At 68.3% G+C, this 24,649-nt stretch carries 24 protein-coding genes, 1 tRNA gene and 1 pseudogene; 11 read left to right on the top strand and 15 right to left on the bottom strand.

What is annotated here, in order from left to right; translation table 11 throughout:
• Positions 1 to 404: 404 nt before the first annotated feature.
• On the top strand, positions 405 to 815 hold the full coding sequence (locus BS329_RS12000; RefSeq protein WP_076159371.1) for a PPOX class F420-dependent oxidoreductase: 411 nt from the start codon (positions 405 to 407) through the stop codon (positions 813 to 815).
• A gap of 75 nt (positions 816 to 890) precedes the next feature.
• Here the strand turns inward: BS329_RS12000 and BS329_RS11995 are convergent, their stop codons facing one another.
• The 6 genes from BS329_RS11995 to BS329_RS11970 are packed head-to-tail and all read right to left on the bottom strand — an operon-like array spanning position 891 to position 5,285.
• A complete protein-coding gene (locus BS329_RS11995; protein WP_076159368.1) occupies positions 891 to 1,463 on the bottom strand; it encodes a hypothetical protein in 573 nt (190 codons plus the stop codon).
• Positions 1,460 to 2,833 (bottom strand): hypothetical protein, encoded by a 1,374-nt coding sequence (locus BS329_RS11990; RefSeq protein ID WP_076159365.1) that lies wholly within the window; start codon positions 2,831 to 2,833, stop codon positions 1,460 to 1,462. Before BS329_RS11990 ends, BS329_RS11995 begins: the two co-directional genes overlap by 4 nt.
• Complete coding sequence (locus BS329_RS11985; RefSeq protein ID WP_076160231.1) at positions 2,830 to 3,633, bottom strand: ABC transporter ATP-binding protein; 804 nt, start codon at positions 3,631 to 3,633, stop codon at positions 2,830 to 2,832. The genes BS329_RS11990 and BS329_RS11985 overlap by 4 nt, the downstream gene beginning before the upstream one ends.
• Positions 3,634 to 3,651: 18 nt before the next feature.
• Complete coding sequence (locus tag BS329_RS11980; RefSeq protein WP_076159363.1) at positions 3,652 to 4,467, bottom strand: zf-HC2 domain-containing protein; 816 nt, start codon at positions 4,465 to 4,467, stop codon at positions 3,652 to 3,654.
• Positions 4,464 to 5,006 carry an RNA polymerase sigma factor gene (locus BS329_RS11975; protein WP_076159360.1) on the bottom strand — a complete coding sequence of 181 codons (543 nt, stop codon included), beginning with the start codon at positions 5,004 to 5,006 and terminating at the stop codon, positions 4,464 to 4,466. The genes BS329_RS11980 and BS329_RS11975 overlap by 4 nt, the downstream gene beginning before the upstream one ends.
• Before the next feature lie 54 nt (positions 5,007 to 5,060).
• Positions 5,061 to 5,285, bottom strand: coding sequence for a winged helix-turn-helix transcriptional regulator (locus BS329_RS11970; protein WP_076159358.1), 225 nt, complete (start codon positions 5,283 to 5,285; stop codon positions 5,061 to 5,063).
• Between the two features lie 108 nt (positions 5,286 to 5,393).
• Here BS329_RS11970 and BS329_RS11965 point away from each other — a divergent pair.
• Positions 5,394 to 5,863, top strand: a pseudogene (locus BS329_RS11965) (zinc-binding dehydrogenase).
• Here BS329_RS11965 and BS329_RS11960 read toward each other — a convergent pair.
• The 4 genes from BS329_RS11960 to BS329_RS11945 all read right to left on the bottom strand — a co-directional run bounded on the left by BS329_RS11960 (position 5,860) and on the right by BS329_RS11945 (position 12,375).
• Positions 5,860 to 6,780 (bottom strand): nucleoside triphosphate pyrophosphohydrolase, encoded by a 921-nt coding sequence (locus BS329_RS11960; protein WP_076159355.1) that lies wholly within the window; start codon positions 6,778 to 6,780, stop codon positions 5,860 to 5,862. The pseudogene BS329_RS11965 and the gene BS329_RS11960 sit on opposite strands and share 4 nt — an antisense overlap.
• Positions 6,777 to 7,781: a hypothetical protein gene (locus BS329_RS11955; RefSeq protein WP_076159352.1), complete on the bottom strand. Its 1,005-nt coding sequence runs from the start codon at positions 7,779 to 7,781 to the stop codon at positions 6,777 to 6,779. The genes BS329_RS11960 and BS329_RS11955 overlap by 4 nt, the downstream gene beginning before the upstream one ends.
• Before the next feature lie 68 nt (positions 7,782 to 7,849).
• Positions 7,850 to 11,404 (bottom strand): transcription-repair coupling factor, encoded by a 3,555-nt coding sequence (gene mfd, locus BS329_RS11950; RefSeq protein WP_076159349.1) that lies wholly within the window; start codon positions 11,402 to 11,404, stop codon positions 7,850 to 7,852.
• A gap of 56 nt (positions 11,405 to 11,460) precedes the next feature.
• On the bottom strand, positions 11,461 to 12,375 hold the full coding sequence (locus BS329_RS11945; protein ID WP_076159347.1) for an LLM class flavin-dependent oxidoreductase: 915 nt from the start codon (positions 12,373 to 12,375) through the stop codon (positions 11,461 to 11,463).
• A gap of 86 nt (positions 12,376 to 12,461) precedes the next feature.
• On the opposite strand from BS329_RS11945, the gene BS329_RS11940 reads away from it, so the two are divergent.
• Positions 12,462 to 13,226, top strand: a complete 765-nt coding sequence (locus BS329_RS11940; protein ID WP_076160228.1) for a helix-turn-helix transcriptional regulator — start codon at positions 12,462 to 12,464, stop codon at positions 13,224 to 13,226.
• A 47-nt stretch (positions 13,227 to 13,273) separates the two neighbouring features.
• Positions 13,274 to 14,458: a PQQ-dependent sugar dehydrogenase gene (locus BS329_RS11935; RefSeq protein WP_076159344.1), complete on the top strand. Its 1,185-nt coding sequence runs from the start codon at positions 13,274 to 13,276 to the stop codon at positions 14,456 to 14,458.
• Here BS329_RS11935 and BS329_RS11930 read toward each other — a convergent pair.
• Positions 14,455 to 15,180, bottom strand: a complete 726-nt coding sequence (locus tag BS329_RS11930) for an SDR family NAD(P)-dependent oxidoreductase (RefSeq protein WP_076159341.1) — start codon at positions 15,178 to 15,180, stop codon at positions 14,455 to 14,457. The two genes, BS329_RS11935 and BS329_RS11930, sit on opposite strands and share 4 nt — an antisense overlap.
• 32 nt (positions 15,181 to 15,212) lie before the next feature.
• Here BS329_RS11930 and BS329_RS11925 point away from each other — a divergent pair, with 32 nt between their 5' ends.
• Positions 15,213 to 15,734, top strand: a complete 522-nt coding sequence (locus BS329_RS11925; RefSeq protein WP_076159339.1) for an isochorismatase family protein — start codon at positions 15,213 to 15,215, stop codon at positions 15,732 to 15,734.
• A 3-nt stretch (positions 15,735 to 15,737) separates the two neighbouring features.
• Complete coding sequence (locus BS329_RS11920; RefSeq protein WP_076159336.1) at positions 15,738 to 16,130, top strand: NUDIX hydrolase; 393 nt, start codon at positions 15,738 to 15,740, stop codon at positions 16,128 to 16,130.
• A gap of 3 nt (positions 16,131 to 16,133) precedes the next feature.
• Here BS329_RS11920 and BS329_RS11915 read toward each other — a convergent pair whose 3' ends face one another.
• From BS329_RS11915 to BS329_RS11905, 3 genes are all read right to left on the bottom strand, one after another.
• Positions 16,134 to 16,766, bottom strand: coding sequence for an LppU/SCO3897 family protein (locus BS329_RS11915; protein ID WP_076159334.1), 633 nt, complete (start codon positions 16,764 to 16,766; stop codon positions 16,134 to 16,136).
• Between the two features lie 81 nt (positions 16,767 to 16,847).
• Positions 16,848 to 17,441 (bottom strand): TetR/AcrR family transcriptional regulator, encoded by a 594-nt coding sequence (locus tag BS329_RS11910; protein ID WP_076160226.1) that lies wholly within the window; start codon positions 17,439 to 17,441, stop codon positions 16,848 to 16,850.
• A gap of 98 nt (positions 17,442 to 17,539) precedes the next feature.
• On the bottom strand, positions 17,540 to 18,490 hold the full coding sequence (locus tag BS329_RS11905) for an acyl-CoA desaturase (protein ID WP_076159331.1): 951 nt from the start codon (positions 18,488 to 18,490) through the stop codon (positions 17,540 to 17,542).
• Between the two features lie 173 nt (positions 18,491 to 18,663).
• Here BS329_RS11905 and BS329_RS11900 point away from each other — a divergent pair.
• The 5 genes from BS329_RS11900 (at position 18,664) to BS329_RS11880 (ending at position 24,035) form a co-directional block, all read left to right on the top strand.
• A tRNA-Gln gene (locus tag BS329_RS11900) sits at positions 18,664 to 18,735 on the top strand.
• 43 nt (positions 18,736 to 18,778) lie between these two features.
• Positions 18,779 to 20,527: a GGDEF domain-containing protein gene (locus tag BS329_RS11895; protein WP_076159329.1), complete on the top strand. Its 1,749-nt coding sequence runs from the start codon at positions 18,779 to 18,781 to the stop codon at positions 20,525 to 20,527.
• Between the two features lie 44 nt (positions 20,528 to 20,571).
• Positions 20,572 to 22,059, top strand: coding sequence for a bifunctional UDP-N-acetylglucosamine diphosphorylase/glucosamine-1-phosphate N-acetyltransferase GlmU (gene glmU / locus BS329_RS11890; protein ID WP_076159327.1), 1,488 nt, complete (start codon positions 20,572 to 20,574; stop codon positions 22,057 to 22,059).
• Positions 22,056 to 23,036 carry a ribose-phosphate diphosphokinase gene (locus tag BS329_RS11885; RefSeq protein ID WP_076159325.1) on the top strand — a complete coding sequence of 327 codons (981 nt, stop codon included), beginning with the start codon at positions 22,056 to 22,058 and terminating at the stop codon, positions 23,034 to 23,036. Before glmU ends, BS329_RS11885 begins: the two co-directional genes overlap by 4 nt.
• A gap of 129 nt (positions 23,037 to 23,165) precedes the next feature.
• A complete protein-coding gene (locus BS329_RS11880) occupies positions 23,166 to 24,035 on the top strand; it encodes a TIGR03621 family F420-dependent LLM class oxidoreductase (protein WP_076159323.1) in 870 nt (289 codons plus the stop codon).
• Here BS329_RS11880 and BS329_RS11875 read toward each other — a convergent pair.
• Entirely contained in the window at positions 24,029 to 24,646 is a 618-nt protein-coding gene (locus tag BS329_RS11875; protein WP_076159321.1) for an NAD(P)-dependent oxidoreductase, read from the bottom strand. The genes BS329_RS11880 and BS329_RS11875 overlap by 7 nt on opposite strands.
• Between the last annotated feature and the right edge of the window lie 3 nt (positions 24,647 to 24,649).

The raw sequence follows: 24,649 nt of genomic DNA, 5'->3' as shown, positions 1-24,649 counted from the left end.
GCTCCGACGGGACCGATTCGTTCTGTGATCTGCTCTGTTCGCGCTGACCTGCGGATGCTTTCCGCCTAGACAAGGTCCGTTCCTGCGTTTCGCCGATTTCGTCGCTTTGGACGTGCCGACGAAAGATCGCGAAAAGCTGGTCGAACCGCCGCGGACGGGCCCGGCGGACGACTCGCTCTTCGACGCCCGGCTCGAGCTGAGGGCGAGCGCCCGGCCGCGCTGATCGATCTCCTCTGTTCCCGGTGGGGGCGAAGAGACGGGCCACCGTGGATGGCGGGCAGGTCATTCTCGTGACACACCGGATCCGCCCCTTTCGCCCTGCCGCAGGGCCCCCGCGAAGGTGGTTTATGGGCCGGGAACCTGTTTCTTGACGTCCAGTTAAGTAGAGGTTGAACACTGGGTCCATGTTCAGTGAAACGGAACTCGACTACCTCGCCACCCAGGGACTCGGACGGCTCGCGACGGCTCAGCCGGACGGGACGTTGCAGATCAGCCCGGTCGGCTACTCCTACAACACCGAGACCCGGACGATCGACATCACCGGCTATGAACTGGCGAAGAGCAAGAAGTTCCGTAACGTGGCCGCCAACGGGCAAGCCGCCTTCGTGGTGGACGACATGCCATCGCAGGACCCGCCGAGAATCCGCTGCCTCGAGATCCGCGGCCGGGCCGAAGCGCTGACCGACGCCCGCACGGCCGACGGTCATCTCGACGGCGCGGTGATCCGGCTCCACCCGTCGCGGATCATCAGCCTCGGTGTCGACGACCCGGACCACGATCCGCTCGATCTGGTTCCGCACAACCGGAACGTCTGACCCACGCGTGTTATGAACGGACCTTTCATAACAGATTTTGTTATGAAAGGTCCGTTCATAACACTTCACCTGCGGTCAGTGACGGGCACCGAAGACCGCGTAGGTCCCGAAGCCGGCCACGGCGAACACCACGGCGGTCCACAGCGCGGCGGCCACGTCGCCGGGCTGGAAGAGCCAAGTCACTACCAGGCTCACGGTGCCCGTATCCGACGACGCGACCCTGACCACGAGGGCGGCCACGAGCGCGAGCAGCGGCAACGCCCATCCGAAGGCCCCGCCGAACAGCACCGCCGCGATCCCGGCGAGGCCGAGCAATCCGGCCCCGTTCCGGACGATGATCTCCACCGGAACCCGCTCCGCCTCCCACAGCCGCAGCAAGAGCACGGCTCCGACGGCGAGGCCGCCGATCAGCAGCAGATGCAGGCCACGACGGGGAATCCACCGGATCGCGGCGGTCCGGTCGAGATCGACGTCCTGCCCGCTCAGGCCGATGGCCATCACCGCGACCGCCACCGTGAGCGCCAAGGTGACCGGGATCTCCGACCAGCGGTCCCGTGCCGGCAACCACAGCGCGGACATGCTCACCACCAGCGCCGCGAGCGACGCGGGCACGGCCCGCGAGCGCGCGTACAGCACCGCCCACCTCATCGGGCGCCCCCGAGGAGGATGTCGAGCTGGTTGCCCTGGCAGGTCAGGGCCGCCTGCCGCACCGCGATGATCCGCGAACGCTGCACGTCGGGCGGAAGGGCACGGAAGGTCTCCGACTTCTGGGCGACCTCGTTCTTCGTCTCGTCGCTCAGCCAGGAATTCCCCGGCATCTTCCACTCGCCGACGAACCAGCTCGACGTGATCGACCGCGCGGTGAGTTCGTCCAAATAGGACTTGTCGGCGCCGTGGAGGGTGTAACAGGTCGGCGTCCCGGCGCCGGCGACCAGTGTCCGCGTCATGCTGCCCGAATTCATGGTCGATCGAATGGACCAATCCAGCAGGTCGACGAAGACGGTGTCCGCGGCACGCGGCGGCACCTCGTCAGAGTTCAGCCGCCGATCCAACACCATGACCTTGACCGGCGCGTCCGGTAACGTTCCCAAGAGCCGCAACGCTTCCTTCCCGGGCCCGGCGAGACGGGCGAGTTCGGGCTCCAGCATGCGGGGGACGCAGACCGGTCCGTCACAGATCATCGCCGTCGCGCGGGAGTCGACGACCCTGGCCTCGGCGAAGGTCGCGGGCAGGATCGGCACCGCGATCGCGGCCGCCACCAGCACGGGGACGACGGCGAGTACCTTCGCCCGGAGGGAGCGGACCGCCAGCAGGAGCAGTCCGGTCGCGGCCAGTCCGGCGAGCCAGATCCCCTGCCCGAGATCCATCCGGCCCGCGGTGGTGTTGAACGGATCGTTGATCACGTCCATCGCGGGAGAGAGCAAGGCGACCCGGGAGGGAAGCGCGCCCACGAGCACACTGCCCTCCGACCCGGCGATCTGGAACAAGAGCACGGTCACGAGAGCGACGACGGCCACCGCGGGCGCGGTCAGCGGATGCGGCAGCAACCGGCCGATCCCCAGCCCGATCCAGGCGCCCGCGAGCATCGCGAGCACGCCGACCACGACGATCGGCAGCCAGCCGAAGGTGAAGAACGTGCCGTTGAAGATCACCTGTACGGCACCGGCGGCGAAGATCAGCAGATAGCCCAGCACCAGCAGGCCACCCAGCGCACCGCCGAGTTTCGCGGCCCGGTGCCAGCCGGGCCGCGGCATCGTGGTCAGGAGTTCGACCATGCCCGACCGGCTGTCCCGCATGCCTTGGATGGCACCGGCGCCGATCGCGATCGGCCACAGGAACACCAGCAGGAACCGGCTCCACTCCGCGGCGAGCACCCAGTTTTCGTCCCAGGCGAGCGGCGCCTTCGACCACGGCCCGCTGAACGAGTACAGGAACCCGAACGCCACGACGAGGATCGCGAGCGTGGCCCAAGGGGCGATGGAACGGCGGAGTTCGGTCCGCAGGACACGGGTGTTCACCAGTTCCCCCTCCCCGGCTCGTGCCCCAGCAGCGCCGAATAGCCGCGCTCGATCGGGCTGTCGCCGACGTACTCCTCGCTCCCGGCCGCGGCCAGTTCGTCCGGGGTGCCCTGGAAGACGAGCTTCCCGTTTTCGAACAGGACGACGTCGGTGCAGGCTGTCGCGACGTCCTCGACGAGATGCGTCGAGACGACGACGCAGGCCTCCCTGCCCAGTTCCTGCATGAGGTCCCGGAACCGCACGCGCTGCGCGGGGTCGAGTCCGGCGGTCGGCTCGTCCAGCAGGAGGACGTCCGGATCGTTCACGATCGCCTGCGCGATCCCGACCCGCCGCACCATCCCGCCGGAGAGCGTCTTCATCTTGTCGTCGGCGCGATCGGCGAGGCCGACCCGCTCGATCGAACGCTGCACCGCTCCCGGGATGTCCTTTCCTGCCATCTCCTTGAGCCAGGCGATGTACTCGACGAATTCGCGGACGGTGAATCGCTTGTAGAAACCGAAATTCTGCGGCAGATAGCCGATACGGCGGCGCAGGCGGCGCTGATCGGTGAATCCCCCGACGGATTCGCCGAGCAGCGTCAGCCCTCCTTCCGCCGGCCGGAGCACCGTCGCCAGTGCCCGGATCAGCGTGGTCTTCCCCGCCCCGTTCGGGCCGAGCAGGCCGTGCACCCCCGCACCCAGTTCCAGGTCGAGCCCGTTCACGGCGAACTTGCGTTTGCCGACCCGGACCTTCAGTCCCTCCGCCTTGATCTGCCACGCGTAGGTCGTCGGTGCGACCTCCGCGGCCCCGACAGCACGCATCATGTTCTCCTCTTCGTTCTATCGTTCAGATCCGCCGAGCAGGCCGAAGGCGCTCCGGCGGAGCACCACGACGGCCATGGTCAGCGCGAAGATCACGCCCCACAGCGGAAGCAGCCGGGGTTCGAGCACGGTGGCTCGTCCTTGCGAAGCCACCGTGGGCGCCAAGACCGCCGCCACCCAGACCCCGGCCAGGACATACGCCGCACGGGTCACCCCGATCAGCCCGCCGAGCGCGAGCGTCCCGGTGGTGAAGGCCAGGCTCGGCAGGAGCCCGAGCCCGAATCCACCGCCGCCGAGCCAGCTGGAGAGGGCCTGTATCGGCAAGACGACGGCGAGGACCGCCGTCGTCCGGCGCAGCAGCAGGTAGAACCCTCCCCTCGGCGCGGAAGTGACGAGTTCGTAAGCGGGATCGAGACCCTTGGACCACGACACCGCGACCCCGAGCACCGGCAGCACAGGTGAGAAGAGCTGGACGAACGAGTAGTTCTCGCTGCTGGTCAACCCGTACCAGTCCAGCAGGAAGCCGACTGCCGGGATCAGGATGATCATCACCAGCCAGGGCAGCATCACCGGCGTCACCCAGGTGTGCAGCCGCCCGGCCCACCGGGTTCGTGACCGCCCTGGCCCCGTTTCGGCCAGTTTCGGGCCCAGCCCGGCCCAGACGTCGTCCACCAGAGCCGAGACCGCGGGCATGCTGAGCACGGCGAGCTGCTCACGGCAGTCCGCACACGACTCCAGATGGGCTTCGACCGCCCAGACCTCGTCACCGGCCAAGCCGTCGTCCCCGCGGACGTAACCGGCGAGGAGCCGTCCGGACACGTGTTCCTTGTTCACGACAGCGCCTCCCGCATCGCGATCCGAGCCCGCCTGGCGCGGGTCTTGACAGTTCCTTCCGGCAGGCCGAGCAGGACCGCGGTCTCGCGGACGGTCAGCCCGTCGAGCACCATGGCCTGCAAGACCTGGCGCAGTTCAGGGGCGAGCCGCCGCAGCGCGTCGCCGACGTGGTCGCCGACCGCACCGGCCAGCGCCTCGTCCTCGGCGGCGGGTGCGATGGCCGATTCCGCGACCGGCAGCGGCTGAGAGTGCTTCGCCCGGCGGCGGAAGGCGTCGATGAGCCGCCTCGCGGCGATCGTCCACAACCAGCCGACGGCGCTCCCGCCGACGGCCGCACCGGCGAACGCCCCGGCCGCACGCCAAACCGCCAGATACGTTTCCTGCATCACCTCGGCGACGATCTGCTCGTCGGCGCAGCGACGGCGCAGGCGCACGGCCAGCCACGGCGATGTGCGGCGGTAGAGCTCCTCGAACGCCGCACGGTCACCCTTGGCCGCGCGGCGGACGAGTTGCTCTTCGTCCGGTTCCGTTCCCTTCACACCCGGCAAGACGCCGAGTCCACCAAAACGGTTCTCACCCAGCCGTGTTCCGCGTCACAGCAGCTGTACGGCTTCGGCCGCTTTCTCGTCGAAAGCGGAGCGGGCGGCGAAGATCTGGTCGACGTTCTCGACGGCCCATTCGGCGACGGTGTTCGTCAGCCTGCCGACGTCGACACCGAGCGGGGTGAGCCCGTACTCGACCCGCGGCGGGACGGTGGGATAGACGTCTCGCCGGATCAGCCCGTCCCGTTCCAGGGAGCGGAGTGTCTGAGTCAGCATTCGCTCGTACGCCGAGTACGTCGCGGTCAGCGAGGACGCTCTCGCGCCGAAACCGAAAAGGCTCGATCACGTCGAAGCGGCCGCGCTCCCGATCGCGGCACTGACCGCGTGGCAGTCGCTCACCCGGCTCTTCCGGTCGGGCCGCGACACCGAGTACTCGCCCACGCCGCGGCGGGCGGGGTCGGTCATCTCGCCGTCCAGATCGCGAAGGCCCGGGGCGCGTACGTCATCGGCACGGCGCGCGAGGCCAAGCACGACTTCCTCCGGAGTCTCGGCGCGGACGAGCTGATCGACTACACGACCAGCGATTTCGCGAAATCGCTGGTCGTCGACGTCATGCTGGACACGATCTCCGGCGACTACGGTCCTCGTTCTCCGGACACGCTCGAACCGGGCGGTTCGCTGATCGACATCGTCGGGCACGGTCCGGACCGGACCTGGTTGAAATCGCCGATTTGGCGGACGCCGGTTCACTGCGGGCCTCGATCGCCGACGTCCTCCCGCTCGAACAGGCGGCGAAGGCACACGATCTGAGCGAATCCGGACGTGTCCAGGGCAAGCTCGTGCTGACGATCTAGCTGGGCCAGAACTTGCGCCAGCCGTCGGCCTCGAGTGTCGTCGGTTCGAGACCGGCGTCGCGGGCGGCCTGTTCGGCGTCGCGGATATCGCGCGCGAACCGCTTCGCGACCGCACGCAGTTCGCCTTCGGGATCGATACCGGCCCGCCGAGCGGTCGCGGCCACCCGGAACAACTGGGCCGCCGCTTCGGAACCTTCGGGGAACAAGTCCAGCGGAATCCCGGCCCGGCCGCTGCGCTGCCCGAGCTTCCCGGCCAGCGCGACGGCGGGCTGACCGAGCGCGACGCCGTCCACAAGGGATTCGCGGCTCTTTTCGGCCTGTTTCAGTTCCTCCCATTTGAGGTTCTGCTGATCGACGCTCACGACCCGCGGGGCGTCGGCGAAGACGTGGGGATGACGTCCGACGAGCTTCGTGACCAGATCGGACGCGACCTCGTCGATCCCGAACGGATCGTCCGTGTCCTCGATGGCGACGCGTGCGTGGAACAGCACCTGGAGCAGGACGTCGCCGAGTTCCTCGCGCAGCGCCGCCCTGTCACCCTCCTCGATCGCGTCGAGCAGCTCGTAGGTCTCCTCGACCAGGTACTGGCGCAGCGACTCGTGCGTCTGGGCGGCGTCCCACGGGCACCCGCCCGGCGAGCGGAGTCGGTCCATCACCTCGGCCGCCTCGACCAGCGGCGGAACGGGCGTTTCGACCACCCGCGCGCCCGCCCTGATCGACGCCGCGGCCGTCGGTTCCGTTCGCGAACCGGCGACGAGCACGAGGTCGCGCACCTGTGCGTCACCGAGCGCGGGGACCCCGAAAACGGCGGCATCGACATCCGAAGCCGCGTACACGGCTTCGCTGGTCCGCAAAATCGGAAGTGCCTCGGCGGGCAGTGTCGCCCCGCGGGCGATCACGACGACGGCAGCGGTCACGGGTTTTGCGGGGTGGCACCGTGCACAGGCAGCACGATGCCCTTCTTCGAAGCTTCGTTGGGCGCGAGGTCCATGCCGACAACATCCCACACGCCGTAGCGGGGGTTCACCTTGAGGTCGACCTGGTCAAGGTACGGCTGGAGGAGGCGGATACCGACTCCTGCCAACTGCTGAGCGGTGGGCTGGGCGGGCTGATCCGACGCGACGGGCTTGTCCGCGGCCCGCTCACGCACCACGACGACGACCCACAGCGGCTGCTGCGGTGTCGGCTGGAACGCGGCGACGGTGTTGGGTTCTAGACCGAACAGGACGGTGGCCGCGGTCGCGGGCGACTGCATCGCCGGCAGCTTCTGCCCGGTGCCCGCCTGCGTGTCGGACGTCTTCTGGTCCTGCTGGATCACTTCGGCGGCCGCGTTCGGCGAGGCGGCGAACCGCCGGGCCTTCTCGATCGCCTGCTCGCGCAGCTTGTCCGCGTCGGATCCGGTGGCGTCGGTCGAGGAGACCGAGCTGAAATCGAACGTGACGGTGAGCTTGTCCAGGTACTTCAGCGCGAGCTGCGTTTGCAGTGCCGCGTCGACCAGGGCTTCGCGGTGGTCCCGCACCCGCGCGACGAGCTGCTGGACGCTGAGCGCGGGATCGTTCTGCTGTTTGGCCTCCATCGGCTTCGCCAGCGGATCGTTCTGCAACGCGGCCACGACGAGGGACTCGTCGACCTGGACGCCTTCGCGCTGGGCGGCTCGCTCGGTGAGGTCGTGGAGGATCTCCTGCCGCACGATCTCGCGGCCGACGAGGTCGAGCTTGTGCTCCTTGGCGAGCTGCTGCCCGTACGGATGTTCACGGACGGCCTTGTCGATCAGCTGCTGCACGCGATCCACCGAAACGGACTCGCCGTCGACGATCACCGCCGCACCGACCTGACCTGGTCCGGCGTTGCACCCGGCGAGGAGGAGAGACCCGGCAAGAACCCCGACCAGCGCGCGACGGCGCCCCATGATCCGCATCACAGGGCCTACCCTCTCATACCGGCCCCGGCGAGAGAACCGGGTCGTAAGTCGCGATTCGGGTTCGCTCACGCGACGGGCGCCGGCGACTTCATCAGATTCGTCAGCAGCTTCGCGCACCAGTCCAGCAATTCCTCGTCCCGCAACGCCGGAGCGCCGATGCGGCCGCCCGCCGCCCCCTCGGTCGGCTTCGGCACGGAAACCGTGTTCGTCACGGCCTTGAAGAGAGCCTTGGGATGCAGGCGCTTCAGCCGCACCAGCTGCGAATCCGCCAGCGGCAACGGCGCGAACCGGATCGACGAGCCCTGGACGGCGACCTCGGTGACACCCGCCGCGCGGCAGGTGTGCCGGAACGCGGCGACCGCGAGCAGCCGTCGCACCGCCGCGGGCGGCTGGCCATAACGGTCGACGAGTTCTTCGCGCACCGCGTCGAGCCCCGCCTGGTCGGGCGCGGCCGCGATCTTGCGGTACGCCTCCAGCCGCAGCCGCTCGCCGGGGACGTAGTCGTGCGGGATGTGCGCGTCCACCGGGAGATCGACCCGGACGTCGGCGAGTTCTTCCTCCTCCGCCGTGTCCGCGCCCGCGTGCCGCCGGAACGCGTCGACCGCTTCGCCGACGAGCCGCACGTACAGATCGAAACCGACGCCCGCGATATGCCCGGACTGCTCCGCGCCGAGGATGTTGCCCGCGCCGCGGATCTCCAGGTCCTTCATCGCGACGGCCATGCCGGCGCCCAGTTCGGTGTTCTGCGCGATGGTCGCCAGCCGGTCGTGCGCCGTTTCGGTGAGCGGCGCCTCCGGCGGGTACAGGAAGTACGCGTACCCGCGCTCGCGTCCACGCCCGACCCGGCCGCGCAACTGGTGCAGCTGCGCGAGCCCCAGCAGGTCACCGCGTTCCACCAGCAGTGTGTTCGCGTTCGAGATGTCCAGCCCGGTCTCGACGATCGTGGTGCAGACGAGCACGTCGTACTCGTTCTCCCAGAAACCTTGGATGATCTTCTCGAGTTTGTCCTCGTTCATCTGCCCGTGCGCGGTGACGACGCGCGCCTCCGGCACCAGCTCGCGAATACGCTTCGCGGCCTTCTCGATCGAGGAAACCCTGTTGTGCACGTAGAAAACCTGGCCGTCGCGCAGCAGCTCGCGCCGGATCGCCGCGCCGACCTGTTTGTCGTCGTACGTGCCGACGTAGGTCAGGATCGGGTGCCTGTCCTCGGGCGGGGTCAGGATCGTGGACATCTCACGGATCCCGGCGAGCGACATCTCCAGCGTCCGCGGGATCGGGGTCGCCGACATCGTCAGCACGTCGACGTGCGTGCGCAGCGCCTTGATGTGTTCCTTGTGCTCGACGCCGAACCGCTGCTCCTCGTCGACGATCACCAGTCCGAGATCCTTGTACCGGATCCCGGTCTGCAACAGGCGGTGCGTGCCGATCACGATGTCGACGTCACCCGAGGACAGCTGTTCGAGGATCGCGTCGGACTCGACCTTGTTCGTGAACCGTGAGAGTCCCCTGATCTTCACCGGGAACGAACTCATCCGTTCGGTGAAGGTGTTGAGGTGCTGCTGCGCGAGCAGCGTCGTCGGCACCAGCACGGCGACCTGCTTGCCGTCCTGCACCGCCTTGAACGCCGCGCGGACCGCGATCTCGGTCTTGCCGTAGCCGACGTCGCCGCAGATGACGCGGTCCATCGGGACACCGCGTTCCATATCCGACTTGACCTCGTCGATCGCGGCGAGCTGGTCGTTGGTCTCGGTGAACGGGAAGGCGTCTTCGAGTTCGCCCTGCCACGGGGTGTCCTGCCCGAACGCGTGCCCTGGCGCGGCCTGCCGCGCGGCGTAGAGCTGCACCAGCTCGGCGGCGATCTCCTTGACCGCCTTCTTCGCCTTGGCCTTGGTGTTCTTCCAGTCGGACCCGCCCAGCCTGTTCAGCGTCGGCAGCTCGCCACCGACGTAACGGGAGACCTCGTCGAGCTGGTCGGTCGGGACGAACAGCCGGTCACCCGGGTGTCCGCGCTTGGAGGAGGCGTACTCCAGCAGCAGGTACTCGCGCGTCGCGCCCGCGACGGTGCGCTGCACCATCTCGACGAACCGCCCGATGCCGTGCTGGTCGTGCACGACGTAGTCGCCGGTCTTGAGGGCGAGCGGGTCGACGGCGTTGCGCCGCCGCGACGGCATCTTGACATTGAAGTCCTTTGTGGACGTTCCGGCACCGGAGCCCCTGCCGGTCAGGTCCGACTCGGACAGCACCACGAGAGCGCGCTCCGGCGAGACGAAGCCGTCCGAGAGACCGCCGCACGTCACCGTCACGACGCCGGCCGTCAGCGGACCGGTGAGACCTTCCGCCAGCGACGCGGGCACGTCGCCCGCCGACAGCTGCTCGACCGCGCGGGCCGCGGTGCCGTGCCCAGCGACGACGAGCACGGCCGTCCCGCCGGCGGCCGTGTGCGCGCGCAGGTCGGTCGTCGCGCGCTCCACCTCGCCCCGGTAGTTCGGCGCGGCCTCGATCGCGACGCGGTAGACGTCGGGATCGTCACTGGCCAGCTGCGTCAGCGTCCACCAAGGGCGCTTCGTCTCCTGAGCGTGCTTCGCGATCTCCGCGAGGTCTCGGTACGCGGACGCGCCGAGGTCGATCGGCGCCTGACCGCCCGCGGCGGCCGTGGTCCACGACGCTTCGAGGAACTCCTGCCCGGTGCGGACCAGGTCGGCCGCGCGGGCACGGATCTTCTCCGGATCGGCCACCAGCACGTGCGTGCCCTCGGGCATCGCGTCGGTGAGCAGCTCCAGCTCGTCCTCGCACAGCACCGGGATGAGCGCCTCCATACCCTCGACGGGGATCCCGCCGGACAGCTTGGTGAGCATCTCGGTGAGCTGGGCGTCCGCCTCGTAGGTCGTCGCCAGCTCGGCGGCCTTCGCGCGCACCGGCTCGGTGAGCAGCAACTCACGGCACGGCGGCGCGCTGACGTGCTGGATCTCCCCTGGCAGCGACCGCTGGTCGGATACCGCGAACGCGCGGATCTCGCTGACCTCGTCGCCCCAGAACTCGACGCGCACCGGATGCTGCGCCGTCGGCCCGAACAGGTCGAGGATGCCGCCTCGCACGGCGAACTCGCCGCGCTTCTCGACCATGTCCACCCGCGTGTAGGCCAGCTCGACCAGTTGGTCGAGCAGCCCTTCGAAGCTCTGCTCCTCGCCGACGACCAGGTCGATCGGCGCGAGCGAACCGAGCCCGGGCGCCATCGGCTGGATGAGGCTGCGGACGGTCGCGACGACGACACGCAGGTCGTCGGCACCCGTCTTGAGCCGGTGCAGCACCTCCAGTCGCCGTCCGACGGTGTCCGCGCGCGGGGACAGCCGCTCGTGCGGCAGCGTCTCCCAGGACGGGAAGTCGGCGACGGCGCCTTCGCCGAGGAACGACTTCAGCGAAGCGGTCAGTTCGTCGGCCTCGCGGCCGGTGGCGGTCACCGCGAGCACGGGGCGGCCCGCGCCCTCGTCCGCGGCGAGGGCCCCGGCGACCAGCTGGCGGGTGGCGATCGCGCCCTGCAGCTCGAGCAGCGGGGCGCCGGCCCGCTCGACGACCCCGCGAAGGGCCGGATCGGGAAGGATGGAATGAAGGAGTCCGGACAATGGAGCGTTTGTCACCGTCCTAGCCTACGTGGGGGCACCGACAGTTCGCCGCGCGATTACCTGGGCAGGGCCTCGACCACCTTCGGGAGCTGTTCGTCGAACTCGGCCGGTTCCTGCGTGGCGATGCGGATCAGCACGTGTTCGGCACCCGCTTTCACGTATTCGCGAAGCCTCTCGGCGACCTCCTCGCGACTGCCCGCGATCTGCACTTGGATCTTCTCGACGAAGTCCAGTGGAGCGCCGTAGTTCCGCCACGCGTAGTCCTCCAGCCGCTTGCGGGCCCGGATCGAGTCGTCCTCGATGAGCACTGTCGCGAACAACGCGGGTGTCACCGGACGTACGGCTGCTTCGCGGATCTTCGCGAGGCCATCGACGTAATCGGTGACGTCGGGCGGGTACGGGAGCCAGCCGTCGTAAAGCCGCCCCGCGCGTTCCAGCGCGCCTGGCGTGAACGCGGCCAGCCACACCGGCGGACCACCGGGCCGGGGTGGCTCCGGGTACTCCGGAAGGGTGTCGTAGTGCAGGACCTCGCCGTGAAACGGACCGCTCTCGCCATTCCACACGTGCCGCCACAGCGCGACGATGTCGTCGAGCCGCGCGCGGCGGCGCTCCCACGGGACCCGGGTGAAGGCGAACTCCGGCTCGCTGCGCCCGGCGAACCCGGCGCCGACGCCGAGGGTGATCCGGCCCTGGCTGATCAAATCGAGGGAAAGGATCGCGTTCGCGGTCAGCAGCGGATCCCGCAGTGCCGGAAGCAGCGCGGCGGTGCCGAGGGTGACCCGTTCGGTTCTGGCGGCGAACGCGCCGAGTAACGTCAACGGATCGATAGGGGCCTTCGCCAAGGTGTCGCCGACCCAGACCGAATCGAGGCCGAGGCGTTCGGCTTCGACCGCGATGGCGACCATTTCCGGCGCGGTGCGCCCGGCGTCGAGGATGGACCGATAAGTGGGGACGACCAGACCGAATTTCATGTTCGGAGCATCTCCGCACCGGGGAATCGTCTCAATTCCTTCGAGGGAATGGCGGCGCCGAGCGCGTCTCGGCCAGGATGGTGACCATGGTTTCCGGATTCGGCCCCGCGCTCAAGGGCTGGCGCGAGCGGCGGCGGTTGTCCCAGCTGGAACTGGCGCTTCGGGCCGGGACCACCCAACGGCACGTGAGTTTCCTGGAGGGCGGCCGGTCGATCCCCGGCCGCGGCCTGGTGCTGCGCGTCGCCGAATCGCTCGAACTCCCCCTCCGCGAACGCAACGGTTTGCTGCTCGCAGCCGGTTTCGCCCCCGGTTTTCCCGAAAGGTCGCTGGACGACCCCGGACTCCTCCCGGTCCTCGAAGGCATGCGGCGGCTGCTCGACGGGCACCGCCCGTACCCGGCCGTCGTGGTCGACCGCTACGGCGTGCTGATCGCCCGAAACGACGCACTCGACCTGCTCTTCGAGGACGTGGCGCCGGAGCTGCTGGAAGAACCGGTCAACACCTTGCGGCTCGCTCTGCATCCGGAAGGGATGGCGCCGCGCGTCCGGAACCTGGCGGTCTGGGCCAGGCACATCCTCGAACGGCTGACGCAGGAGATAGCGCACGCCCCCGACGAGCGACTGACCACGTTGCTGGCCGAACTCGAAAGTTACGTTCCGGCGCTCGAGCCGCCGGGACCCGATCACCTCGGCTTCGCCGTCCCGATGCGGTTGTCCACTTCGGCGGGCGAACTGCGGCTGATCACGGCCATCACCACGTTCGCGACGGCCGCCGACGTCACGGTGTCGGAACTGAAACTGGAGACATTCCTTCCGGCCGACGCCGAAACGGCGAAGATCCTGACCGGATGACCGGTTCGTTCCTCGCGGGCGATCGAGCACGATGGCATGCTGATGCCATGCGCACTACCGTCCTCGTCGCGATCGTCGCCCTCTCTTTACTGGTCACGGCCTGCTCCGGGGCGTCGAGCGAAACGGTGCAGAGCGCGCCGCCGGTCACCTCGAAACCCGCCGTGACGAAACTGAAGGTCGAGCAGGTGACCGCCGGGCTCGAACACGGCTGGGACGTCGGCTTCCTGCCGGACGGGAAGATCCTCGTCACCCAGCGCCCCGGGAAGCTGGCCCTGATCGACAACGGCGCGAAGCGCGACGTCGCCGCCGATTTCTCCGACGTCCACGTACGCGGCGAAGGCGGCCTGATGGGGATGGTGATCAGCAAGGACTTCGCGACGTCTCGGGAGTTCATCACCTGTCAGACGCACAAGGAAGGTGACAACGCCGTCGACATCCGGCTGGTCACCTGGAAGCTGTCCGAGGACAGCGCGAGCGCCACCAAGGTCAAGGACCTGCTGACGGGACTGCCGGTGAACCCGAGCGGACGGCATTCGGGCTGCCGTCCGGCGTTCGGCGCGGACGGCGCGTTGCTCGTCGGCACCGGCGACACCGCGCGCCCCGCCTTCCCCCAGGACCGCACGAGCCTCGGCGGCAAGGTGCTGCGCGTCGACGCGAAGACCGGGAACCCGATGCCGGACAATCCCTTCATCACGTCGACGAACCCGAACGAACAACGCGTGTTCACCTACGGGCACCGCAACGTCCAGGGCGTCACGGTCCGGCCGGGTTCCGGGCAGGTGTTCACCGCCGAGCACGGGCCGACCATCGACGACGAAGTCAACATGGAACGCGCCGGCGGAAACTACGGCTGGGATCCGTCCAAGGGCGGCACCGAAACCAGCTACGACGAAGACGTTCCGATGACCGACAAGCAACGGTTCCCGGACGCCGTCAGTCCTTTGTGGACGACAGGAGAGATCACCGAGGCGATCTGTGGCGCCGAGTTCCTCACCGGATCGCGGTGGGGCGCGCTCGAAGGCTCGCTCGCCGTGACCGCGCTGAAGGGGCAGAAGCTACTGCTGTTCCGCCTCGACGACGCGGGCAAGGTCACCGAGGTGACCTTGCCGCCGGAGTTCGACGACAAGTTCGGCAGGCTGCGCGCCGTCCGCAGCGCCCCGGACGGCGCCCTCTATGTGACGACCTCGGAAGGCGAGGACGACAAACTGCTGCGCGTCTCGCCTGGGGCTTAGCGGCCGAAGTGAGCGCCGCCGTTGACGTGGACGACCTGGCCGGTGACGTGCCGCGCGGCCGGGCTCGCCAGGAAGGCCACCACTTCGGCGACGTCCGCGGGCTCACCGGCGCGTTTGGTCAGCGTGTTGCCGATGAGCCACGCCCGGCGTTCGTCGCTGAGCTTGCCGTTGAAGAACTCCGTGTCCCCGACCAGCCCGGGCGCGACGATGTTCGCGGTGATCCCGCGCGGCCCGAATTCCCTTGCCACATCGACGTTCCACGCCTCCAGAGCGGCCTTGGCGGCGCCGTAGGAACCGGCGCCGGTGTGGGCCGCGATGGAGCCGATGGTGACGATCCGCGCGCCGTCGGCGAGCCTTTCCCGCAAGGCGCGGGTGACCAGGACGGCACTGAACACGTTCGCGTCCAGATTCGCCTGCCAGCTCGCGGCGAACGCCTTCAGGCCGCCGTCGGAGCCGTTCCGGAAATCCGTGTTGCCGCCCGCGTTGTTGACCAGGACGTCGACCCGCTCCGGCAAGTCGGCCAGCGCCCGCTCCACCGCGTCCGGGTCGGCCGCGTCGAACGGGACCGGGTTCGCGCCGAGCACCGTCGCGGCCTCGGTGAGAACCTGTTCGCGGCGGCCGGTGATCGTCACCCGGTCGCCCTGAGCGGCGAACGCCGCCGCGACCGCGTAGCCGATTCCCGTTCCGCCGCCGGTGATCACTACTTCCCTGTGCTGCCCCATACGTCCAGCATAGGCACACTAGGCTCCCCTGCATGACGAAGATCGACCCGGCGACGACGGCGCTCGTCCTGATCGACCTCCAGACGCGGATCGTCGCGTTGGAGACAGTCCCCATCGAAGGCGCTGAAGTCGTCTCGAACGCTGTCCTGCTGCGAGACGCCTTCAGCGCCGCCGGCTCTCCGATCGTCCACGTGCGGGCACACCGGCCGGACGTCGACGAACAGCCACCCGGCAGTGAACTGGTCGCCGAGTTGACACCGCGCGACGGCGAACACCTGATCACCAAGTACACGATCGGCGCGTTCTACCGCACCGGACTCGACGAACTCCTGCGCGGGTTCGGCGTGAAGACGCTGGTGCTCGGCGGGATCGCCACGGAGTACGGCGTCGAATCGACGTTGCGTGCCGCGGCCGACCACGGCTACGAGACCGTCGCCGTTTCGGACGCGATGGCCGGGATCGCCGCGATCTCCCACGAATCGGCGGTCACCAAGGTGTTCCCGAGGCTCGGCGAAGTCCTGACGACCGCCGAGACCGCAGCGGCGCTGGGCTGAGCCGTGATCGACAAGATCGCGTGGCTCCTCTTGCGGGACGGCCGGATCCTGAGCACCCGTTCGCGCGGCAAATCCGTGTTCTACCTACCGGGCGGCAAACGCGAAGCGGGCGAATCCGATGCCGAGACCCTGATCCGGGAGATCCGCGAAGAACTGACCGTCGAGATCGCCCCGGCGAGCATCACGCCCGCCGGGGTCTTCGAGGCACAGGCGGACGGGCGCGCGTCGGGGACCGTGGTCCGGATGACCTGCTACACCGCCGAATTCGCCGGAACGCTCGCGGCCAGCAGCGAGATCGACGAGGTCGCCTGGCTCGGCTACGCGGACAGGGACCGGGTCTCCGCGGTGGACAAGATCATCTTCGACCACCTGCGGGAGACCGGCCTCCTGCGCTGACGGCTACTTCAGTTCATCGAGGCACAGCACCCGTTCGCGCGGGATCAGCCCGCCCGCGCCCGACTGCCAGGTGAGCTTCATGTCCGTCGACGGCACCGAGGCGCAAGCCGAGCTCTCCAGGGCGAGTGCGGACTGCCTTTCGATGGCGAGCACCTTGAAATGCGCTCCCGCGCAGTCCACCTTCTCGAGCTTTTTGGCCGCGAAGACATCCCCGGGGAGGCAGTCCCCGATGGCAGGCAACCGCGCACCCGGGTTCTTGAGATTCTCCAGGCAGAGCAGGGTGCCGTCGATAGCCGTCTTCTTACCCTGGAAGTAGTACAGATCGGCGGTCGGATACTCGTCACATTCGGACCCGCCCGAAAGTTGTAGCCCGATTTCCGACTTTCCGCCCTGTTTCCCGACGACCTTGAAGTTCGCTTCCGGCGTCCCGCATTCGGCGTTCTTCACACTGTCCGCGTTGTCGACGTCGCCCTTGAGGCAGGAGCCGACTTCGGTACTCGACGCCGTGAACGGATTCGCGACGAGAATCCCGGCCAGGACGATGACGCCCAGGATGCCAAGACGGATGACGGGCTTCAGCCACGTCTTCTTCCGCGGCACCAGCTGTTCCACGGCGGGCGCGGGATAGTTTTCCACGATGTTCCCCCAGCTTGCTGATCTCTGTGGGGGACCTACCGCTCACCGGCCGGGAAACGTTACCGCCGCGCGACCGAGGTCTCAGTACAGCCGAAGTTTCGGTTTGTGCTCCAAATTGGACAGACCGTTCCAGGCGAGGTTGACCAGATGCGCGGCGACCTCGTCCCGCTTCGGTTTCCTGGCGTCGAGCCACCACTGCCCGGTCAGCGCGACCATCCCGACGAGCGCCTGCGCGTACAGCGCGGCCAGCTTCTCGTCGTAGCCCCTCGCGGCGAACTGCTGCGCGAGGATGTGCTCGACCTGGCTGGCGATGTCGTTCAGCACCGTGGAGAACGTGCCCGTCGAACTCGCGACCGGCGAATCCCGCACCAGGATGCGGAAACCGTCGTGCGAGTCCTCGACGTAGGAGAGCAAGGCGATCGCCGCCTGCTCCAGCATCACCCTCGGATGTCCACCGTGGAGGGTGGAGACCATCCTGTCGAGCAGTAGCTGCGTTTCGCGGTCGACGACGACGGCGTAAATACCTTCCTTACCGCCGAAGTGCTCGTAGACCACCGGTTTGGAGACGTTCGCGCGGTGTGCGATCTCCTCGACGGAAGTGCCTTCGAAACCCTTCTCCGCGAAGAGGGCTCTGGCGACGTTGAGAAGTTGCTGCCTGCGCTCGGTCCCCGTCATCCGCACCCGGGCCACCGGAGCGACAGGACGCGCCCCGGTGACCGCTTCACGTTTGGTTCGCCGTCTCCCCGCCATTGCAGAAGACTAACGCGACCTCGCTATTTGCTTTCGGCGGCGATGCGCGCGAGGCGCTGCGGGGTCGGCCACCGCACGTCATGGGCCCAGCCGAACTTCTCGAAGATCCAAATCAGGCGCGCGGAGATGTCGATCTGACCGCGCTGGACGCCGTGCCGCGCCGAGGTCGGGTCGGCGTGGTGCAGGTTGTGCCACGACTCGCCGAAGGAGAAGATCGCCAGCGGCCAGAAGTTGGCCGACTTGTCCCGTGCGGCGAACGGGCGCTCACCGATCATGTGACAGACCGAGTTGACCGACCAGGTCACGTGGTGCAGTACGCAGACGCGCACCAGCCCGGCCCAGAAGAACGCGGTCAGCGCGCCCCAGAACGACCAGGTGATCAGCCCGCCGAGCAGCGCGGGCAGCGTCAGGGTGAGGAGGCTCCACAGCCAGAACAGTTGGTCGACCTTCTTGATGGCCGGGTCCTTCACCAGGTCCGGCGCGAACCGTTCGGCGTTGCTCTGGTCGCGCTCGAACAGCCAGCCCATGTGGGCGTGCCAGAAACCCTTGGCGATGGCGAGCGGCGAGGTCCCGAACAGCCACGGCGAATGCGGGTCGCCGTCACGGTCGGAGAAGGCGTGGTGGCGCCGGTGGTCGGCGACCCAGGTGATCACGGGGCCCTGGACGGCCATGCTGCCGGCGATCGCCATCGCGACGCGCAGCCACGGCTTGGCCTTGAACGAGCCGTGCGTGAAGTACCGGTGGTACGAAACGGTGATACCGAGTCCGCTGATCGCGTAGAAGACCACGAAGAGGCCGACGTCGACCCAGGTCAGTCCCCAGCCCCAGGCGAACGGGACGGCCGCGAGCAGCGCGGCGAGCGGGAAGATGACCCCGAGGTAGACAGACAGCTGCACGGCGCTCGACCGCTGTCCGTCGGTGACCGGTTTGGGGCCCTTCGCGGGCTTCTGGGAACGGTCGAGGGTAGCCGTCATGCAGTCACTTCTTTTCTATGCGCAACCCCGAGGGTTTCCCTAAGGGTGACCTTACCTACGATGCCGTAAGTTACGGTACAGGAGGTTTCGTCCCCTGTGGAGTGCCCGCGACGGTGACGCAACCCCCGGGCGCACGGGGAGGTCTCCGGCATGGCTATCCTGACCAGGATCGATCCGCCGTAGTGTAATCGGCAGCACTTCAGATTTTGGTTCTGACAGTTCAGGTTCGAATCCTGGCGGCGGAGCAGACGAACAGATGACCAGCGGCGTTTTCAACGGTGGGGGTGTGTGCGGCTGACCGAGGACGCGACGACCAGCAGCAGGCGGCCGGCGCTTGCGGAGATGTCCGACGCCTGGCTCCATGGTCGCGCGCGCGAACTCGGCGCGGCCATCCAGCGCGTCAGCTACGCCGAGCAGCTGGACATCGTCACCAGTCTCGACGAACTCCTCGACGAGACGCAGCGCCGCGGCGAACCCCTGCTGGTCGCCCAGCTGCTGCGTTACTCGGCGATGGCCAGGCTGGTCACCCGCGGTCTCGCCGCCGAAGCCGAACCCAGGCTCGACGAGATGCTCGCGCACACCAGGCGGCACGGTCTCGCGCTGATGCGGGCCGACGCGCACGCCATGCGCGGCCGCCGTCTGGTGATCGCCAAGCAGGAGGACGCCGCCCTCACCGAGATCGCCAGGGCGCTGGCCATCCTCGACGACTCCGCGGTCCCGGACCGCCAGGTCGGCAGGCGCAACTGGGACCGGATGCTGTCCACGACCCTGGTCGACTGCTGGCTGGTGCTGAACCAGCTGGGCGTCTACGAGGCGGCCGAAGAGGCCATCGCCCGCGCCGCGCAGGCGATCCGCGACAGCGCGAGCCCGCACGAGATCGCGCTCCAGCTGATCAACCGGGTCAAGATGCTGCTGGGCTGGGGCCTGCGGCTCGAACGCATCGAGCGGTACGACGAGGGAGCGGACAAGTTCCGCACCGCGGCGTCGATGGCGCAGGCCGCCGAGGGCCCGTTCACCGAGTCGCTGTTCCCCCGCAAGGCCAACGTGCCCGCGATCGACCAGGTCGGCGTGCTCGCCGCCGCGGCCGCGCTGGCTTCGCCCGATTCGTCTCATATCGACCGGCTGAACGCGCTGCTGAATCCGGAACTGGTGTTCCCGCACGAACGCGAGATCATCGCCATCGCGCTGGCCCGCTGCCTGGACAACGGCGGCCGTCGCGAAAACGCGCTGCAGGTGCTCAAAGAGGTTCGCGAGGACAACGAGGACGGCTCGCTGCCGTCGATGCGGCTGAACCTCGCCCGCGAGCTGGCCAGGCTCGACACCACCCCGGACTACGCGTCGGGGGCGAGCCAGTCCCTGATCGACTACGCGACCATCCTCGAATCGGAGATGTGGTCGCTGCGGGAGTCGCAGATCGCCACGCTGAACGCGCGGCGGGAGCACGAACGGCTGTCCGCCGAGCACGGCGCGATCACCCAGCAAGCCCTCCAGGACCCGCTCACCGGGCTCCCGAACCGTCGCGCGCTCGACGAAAAGCTGCGTTCGCTGGCGTCGTCCGCGGACGACCAGCCGCTCGCGGTCGCGCTGGTCGACCTCGACGGTTTCAAGGACGTCAACGACAAGCAGTCGCACGCCGAAGGCGACAACGTGCTCCGTGTCATCGCGAGCACGCTGCGCGACGCCCTGCGCGGCGACGACGTCGTCGCCCGATACGGCGGTGACGAGTTCATCGTGCTTCTACCTGGGGCTCCGGCGTCGGCGGCGAAACAGGCGCTGGGTCGTTCTGTGAATGCCGTCGCATCTTTGCCGCACCACCTTTCGCACGGTGTCACCCTCTCCGTCGGGCTCGTTTCACTTCGGCCGCAGGAGCGGGCCGAACAGGTCCTGGCACGTGCCGACGCGGCCATGTACCAGGCGAAACGTGGTGGCGGGAACCAGGTGTCGTCGGTGAACTCGATGGCCATCGATCCGGCGACCGGATGGCCCGGTGAGGATGCTCCGACCGACCCCGCGTGGGACGCCGGGCAGCCCCCGTAGGATCAATGCCCGACAACCACCGTTGGTGAAATGTTGGGAGTGCCGTGACCGGCCCGCTGAGCACGTTGATCCTCGCCGCGGGTGAGGGCACCCGCATGCGCTCGTCCACCCCGAAGGTGCTGCACCCGATCGCCGGCCGTCCGCTGGTCGAGCACGCGGTCCGGGCGGCGGCGGGACTGAGTCCGGAACACCTGGTCGTGGTCATCGGCCATGGTCGCGACTCGGTCGGCGCGCAGCTGGCGAAGGCCGGCGAAGCGCTCGGGCGCGAGGTCGTCACGGCCGTCCAGGAGGAGCAGAAGGGCACCGGCCACGCCGTGTCTTGCGCGCTCTCGGCCCTGCCGGGCGGGCTGACCGGCACCGTCGTCGTCAGTTACGGCGACGTCCCGCTGCTCGACACCGAAACACTCGCTTCCCTGGTCGCGGAGCACACGTCGACCGGTAACGCGGTCACCGTGCTGACCGCGGTCGTCGAGAACCCGGCCGGTTACGGCCGGATCATCCGCGACGAGAACGGTGTCGTCACCTCCATCGTCGAGCAGAAGGACGCCACCCCCGAACAGCACGAAATCGCCGAAATCAACTCCGGCGTCTACGCCTTCGACGCTTCGGTGCTGGTCGACGGCCTTTCTAAGCTTTCGACCGACAACGCGCAGGGCGAGCTCTACCTCACCGACGTCCTCGGCATCGCCCGCGGCGACGGCAAGGGTGTCGGCGCGCTGGTCAACGACGACCCGTGGGTGACCGAAGGCGTCAACGACCGCGTGCAGCTCTCCGTCCTCGGCGCCGAACTGAACCGGCGCATCGTCCGCGGCTGGCAGCGGGCTGGCGTCACCGTCGTCGACCCGGCGAGCACCTGGATCGACGCGGGCGTGACCTTGTCGCGTGACGTCGTCATCGAACCCGGCGTGCAGCTGAAGGGCTCGACGTCGGTCGGCGAGGGCGCGCAGATCGGCCCGGACACCACTCTGGAGAACGTCTCCGTCGGCGCGGGCGCGTCGGTGGTGCGGACGCACGGTTCCGATTCGGAACTCGGCGACGGCGTGAAGGTCGGCCCGTTCACCTACCTGCGTCCCGGCACCAAGCTGGGGACCAAGGCCAAGCTCGGCGCGTTCGTCGAAACGAAGAAGGCGGACATCGGCGCCGGAACGAAGGTTCCGCACCTGACCTACGTCGGCGACGCGACCATCGGCGAGAACAGCAACATCGGTTGTTCCAGCGTTTTCGTCAATTACGACGGCGTGAACAAGCACCACACCACGATCGGCTCCCATGTGCGGCTCGGCGCGGACAACACGTTCGTCGCCCCGGTGACCATCGGCGATGGCGCCTACAGTGGAGCAGGCACCGTGATCAGGCAAGACGTGCCCCCGGGCGCGCTCGCCGTCTCCACCGGGCCGCAGCGCAACATCGAAGACTGGGTGACCCGGCGCAGGCCGGGCACACCCGCGGCGGAAGCAGCTTCCGCCGCGAAGCAGGACACCACCGCCGTGTCCGATTCAAATAAGGGAAACGACGGGGAGTCGCCAGCATGAGTTCGAAGTCCGGCACACCGAAGAAGAACCTGATGCTCTTCTCCGGGCGCGCACACCCGGAGCTCGCCGAAGAGGTCGCCAAGCACCTCAACGTGACGGTCGTCCCGCAGACCGCGCACAACTTCGCCAACGGGGAGATCTTCGTCCGGTTCAACGAATCGGTGCGCGGGACCGACGCGTTCGTGATCCAGAGCCACCCGGCGCCCATCAACGAGTGGGTGATGGAGCAGCTGATCATGGTGGACGCCCTCAAGCGGGCGAGCGCCAAACGGATCACCGTGATCATGCCGTTCTACCCGTACGCGCGTCAGGACAAGAAGCACAAGGGCCGCGAGCCGATCTCCGCGCGCCTGATCGCGGACCTGTTCAAGACCGCGGGCGCCGACCGGATCATGACGGTCGACCTGCACACCGCGCAGATCCAGGGCTTCTTCGACGGCCCCGTCGACCACCTGCTCGCGCAGAACGTGCTGGCCGCGCACATCAACAAGACCTATCACGGCGAGAACATCACCGTCGTCTCGCCGGACTCGGGCCGCGTGCGGCTGGCCGAGAAGTGGGCGGCGCAGCTGGGTGACCGGCCGATCGCCTTCATCCACAAGACCCGCGACCCGGACAAGCCGAACCAGGCCGTCGCCAACCGCGTCGTCGGCAAGGTCCGCGGTCAGCTCTGCGTGCTGATCGACGACATGATCGACACCGGCGGCACGATCGTGAAGGCGACCGAGGCCCTGCTCGACGAAGGCGCCGCCGACGTCGTCATCGCCTCGACCCACGGCATCCTGTCCGACCCCGCCACCGAGCGGCTGTCGAACTGCAAGGCGCGCGAGGTGATCGTCACCAACACGCTGCCGATCCCGGAGGAGAAGCGGTTCCCGGGCCTGACCGTGCTGTCCATCGCGCCGCTGCTGGCGCAGGCGATCCAGCAGGTCTTCGAGGACGGGTCGGTCACGTCCCTCTTCGACGGCAACGCCTGATCTCATCGCAGCAAGGGACCTTTGCTCTCGCTCTCTTCCGGAGAGTGAGAGCAAAGGTCCCTTGCTGCGATTTCGGCTCCTCGCGAAACGACGCGCGCCGGACCTCCCGACGTGGCTAGGTTGCCGTTCATGGGGAAATTCAAATTCGGCGTGAACCTGTGGGGCGCCGAGAACCGCGAAGACTGGGTCGCGAAGTGCCTTCGCGTCGAGGCCCTCGGATACGACGTCATCTCCGTGCCCGATCATCTCGGGCCGGGGCGGGACGCGCCTTTTCCGGCCTTGACCATGGCTGCCGCAGTGACCCAACGGCCACGCGTAGGCACTCTCGTCTCCAATGTGCCCTTCTACAACTTCGCGCTTTTCGCACGCGAAGTCGCCACGACGGTGAAGATGACCGGCGGCCGGTTGGACCTCGGCCTCGGCTCCGGCCACATGAAATCGGAATTCGACGATGCCGGCCTGCCGTGGATTCCCGCGAAGGAACGCATCGAGTACCTCACCAACAGCCTCGACCACCTGCGCGAACACTTCGACAGTGAGGGAGTCACGCCTCCGCCGCTGCTCGTCGCGGGCAACAGCGACGGCGTGCTCTCCCTGGCCGCCCGTCACGCCGACATCGCCGGCTTCGCGGGTCTTCGTCAAGCACCGGGAAAACCGCCGGGCACCTTCCGCCTCGACGACGCCGAGCGCATGGACGAACGTGTCGCCTTCTTCCGCTCACAGACGAACGGCCGGGATCCCGAACTGAACATGCTCGTCCAGCGCGTCGTCGTCACGGCCGACCGGCGCGCGGCCGCCGAGTCCTGGCGGGACGACGACGAAGACGGACTCGACGTGGACACCCTGCTCGAAACGCCCCAATTGCTGTTCGGGACGGTCGACGAGATCGTCCGGCAACTCCAGGAACGCCGCGAACGGTACGGCTTTTCCTACATCACGGTGTTCGACCCGATGCTGGAGACGTTCGCGCCGGTCGTGAAGGAACTGTCCGGTCAGTAAGCGACGCAGAAGCGCTGACGGCGGTGCTCCGGCTTGTCGATTTCGTCGACGAACGCGATCGCGTAGTCGGCACCGCCGATCTTCGATCCACCGTTCTCGTCGGCCAGGAGTACGTCACCGCCGAGCCGGAAGTCGCCGGTCCGCTCCCCCTCGGCCCACGCGCCGAACTCGGCGGCCGGGCTGAGGTAGAACCAGTCGATGTCCTCGGGGAGCTTCCGGAACGCTTCCAGCACCTCGGCGTGTGCCCCCGCTTCGCCCTTGTACTCGTCCGGGAACTCGGGGGTGTCGATCAGCCGAGGCCCGTCCTCAGCCACGCGCAGGCTGCCGGCCCCGCCGACCACGCCGAGCCGGGCTCCGTTGTCCTTCGCGACCTGAGCGATCGAGGGCACCGCACCGAGCAGGCCGCTCTGCCCGTGGACCGCGATCACCAGGACGTCGGCACCCTTGGCGACCTCGGCGAGGAAGGCCTCGTCGTAAAGCGACCCCGCCCTGGTCCCCTCACCTTCGGCGTTCCTCGACACCGCCAGGACCTCGTGGCCGCGGCCGCGCGCTTCCGCGGCGATCTTCCCGCCCGCGTAACCGGTTCCTCCGAACACAACCAACTTCGCCATCGC

This window comes from Amycolatopsis coloradensis (assembly GCF_001953865.1).
GTDB lineage: Bacteria > Actinomycetota > Actinomycetes > Mycobacteriales > Pseudonocardiaceae > Amycolatopsis > Amycolatopsis coloradensis.
This window is presented reverse-complemented; position numbering and strand designations above follow the sequence as displayed.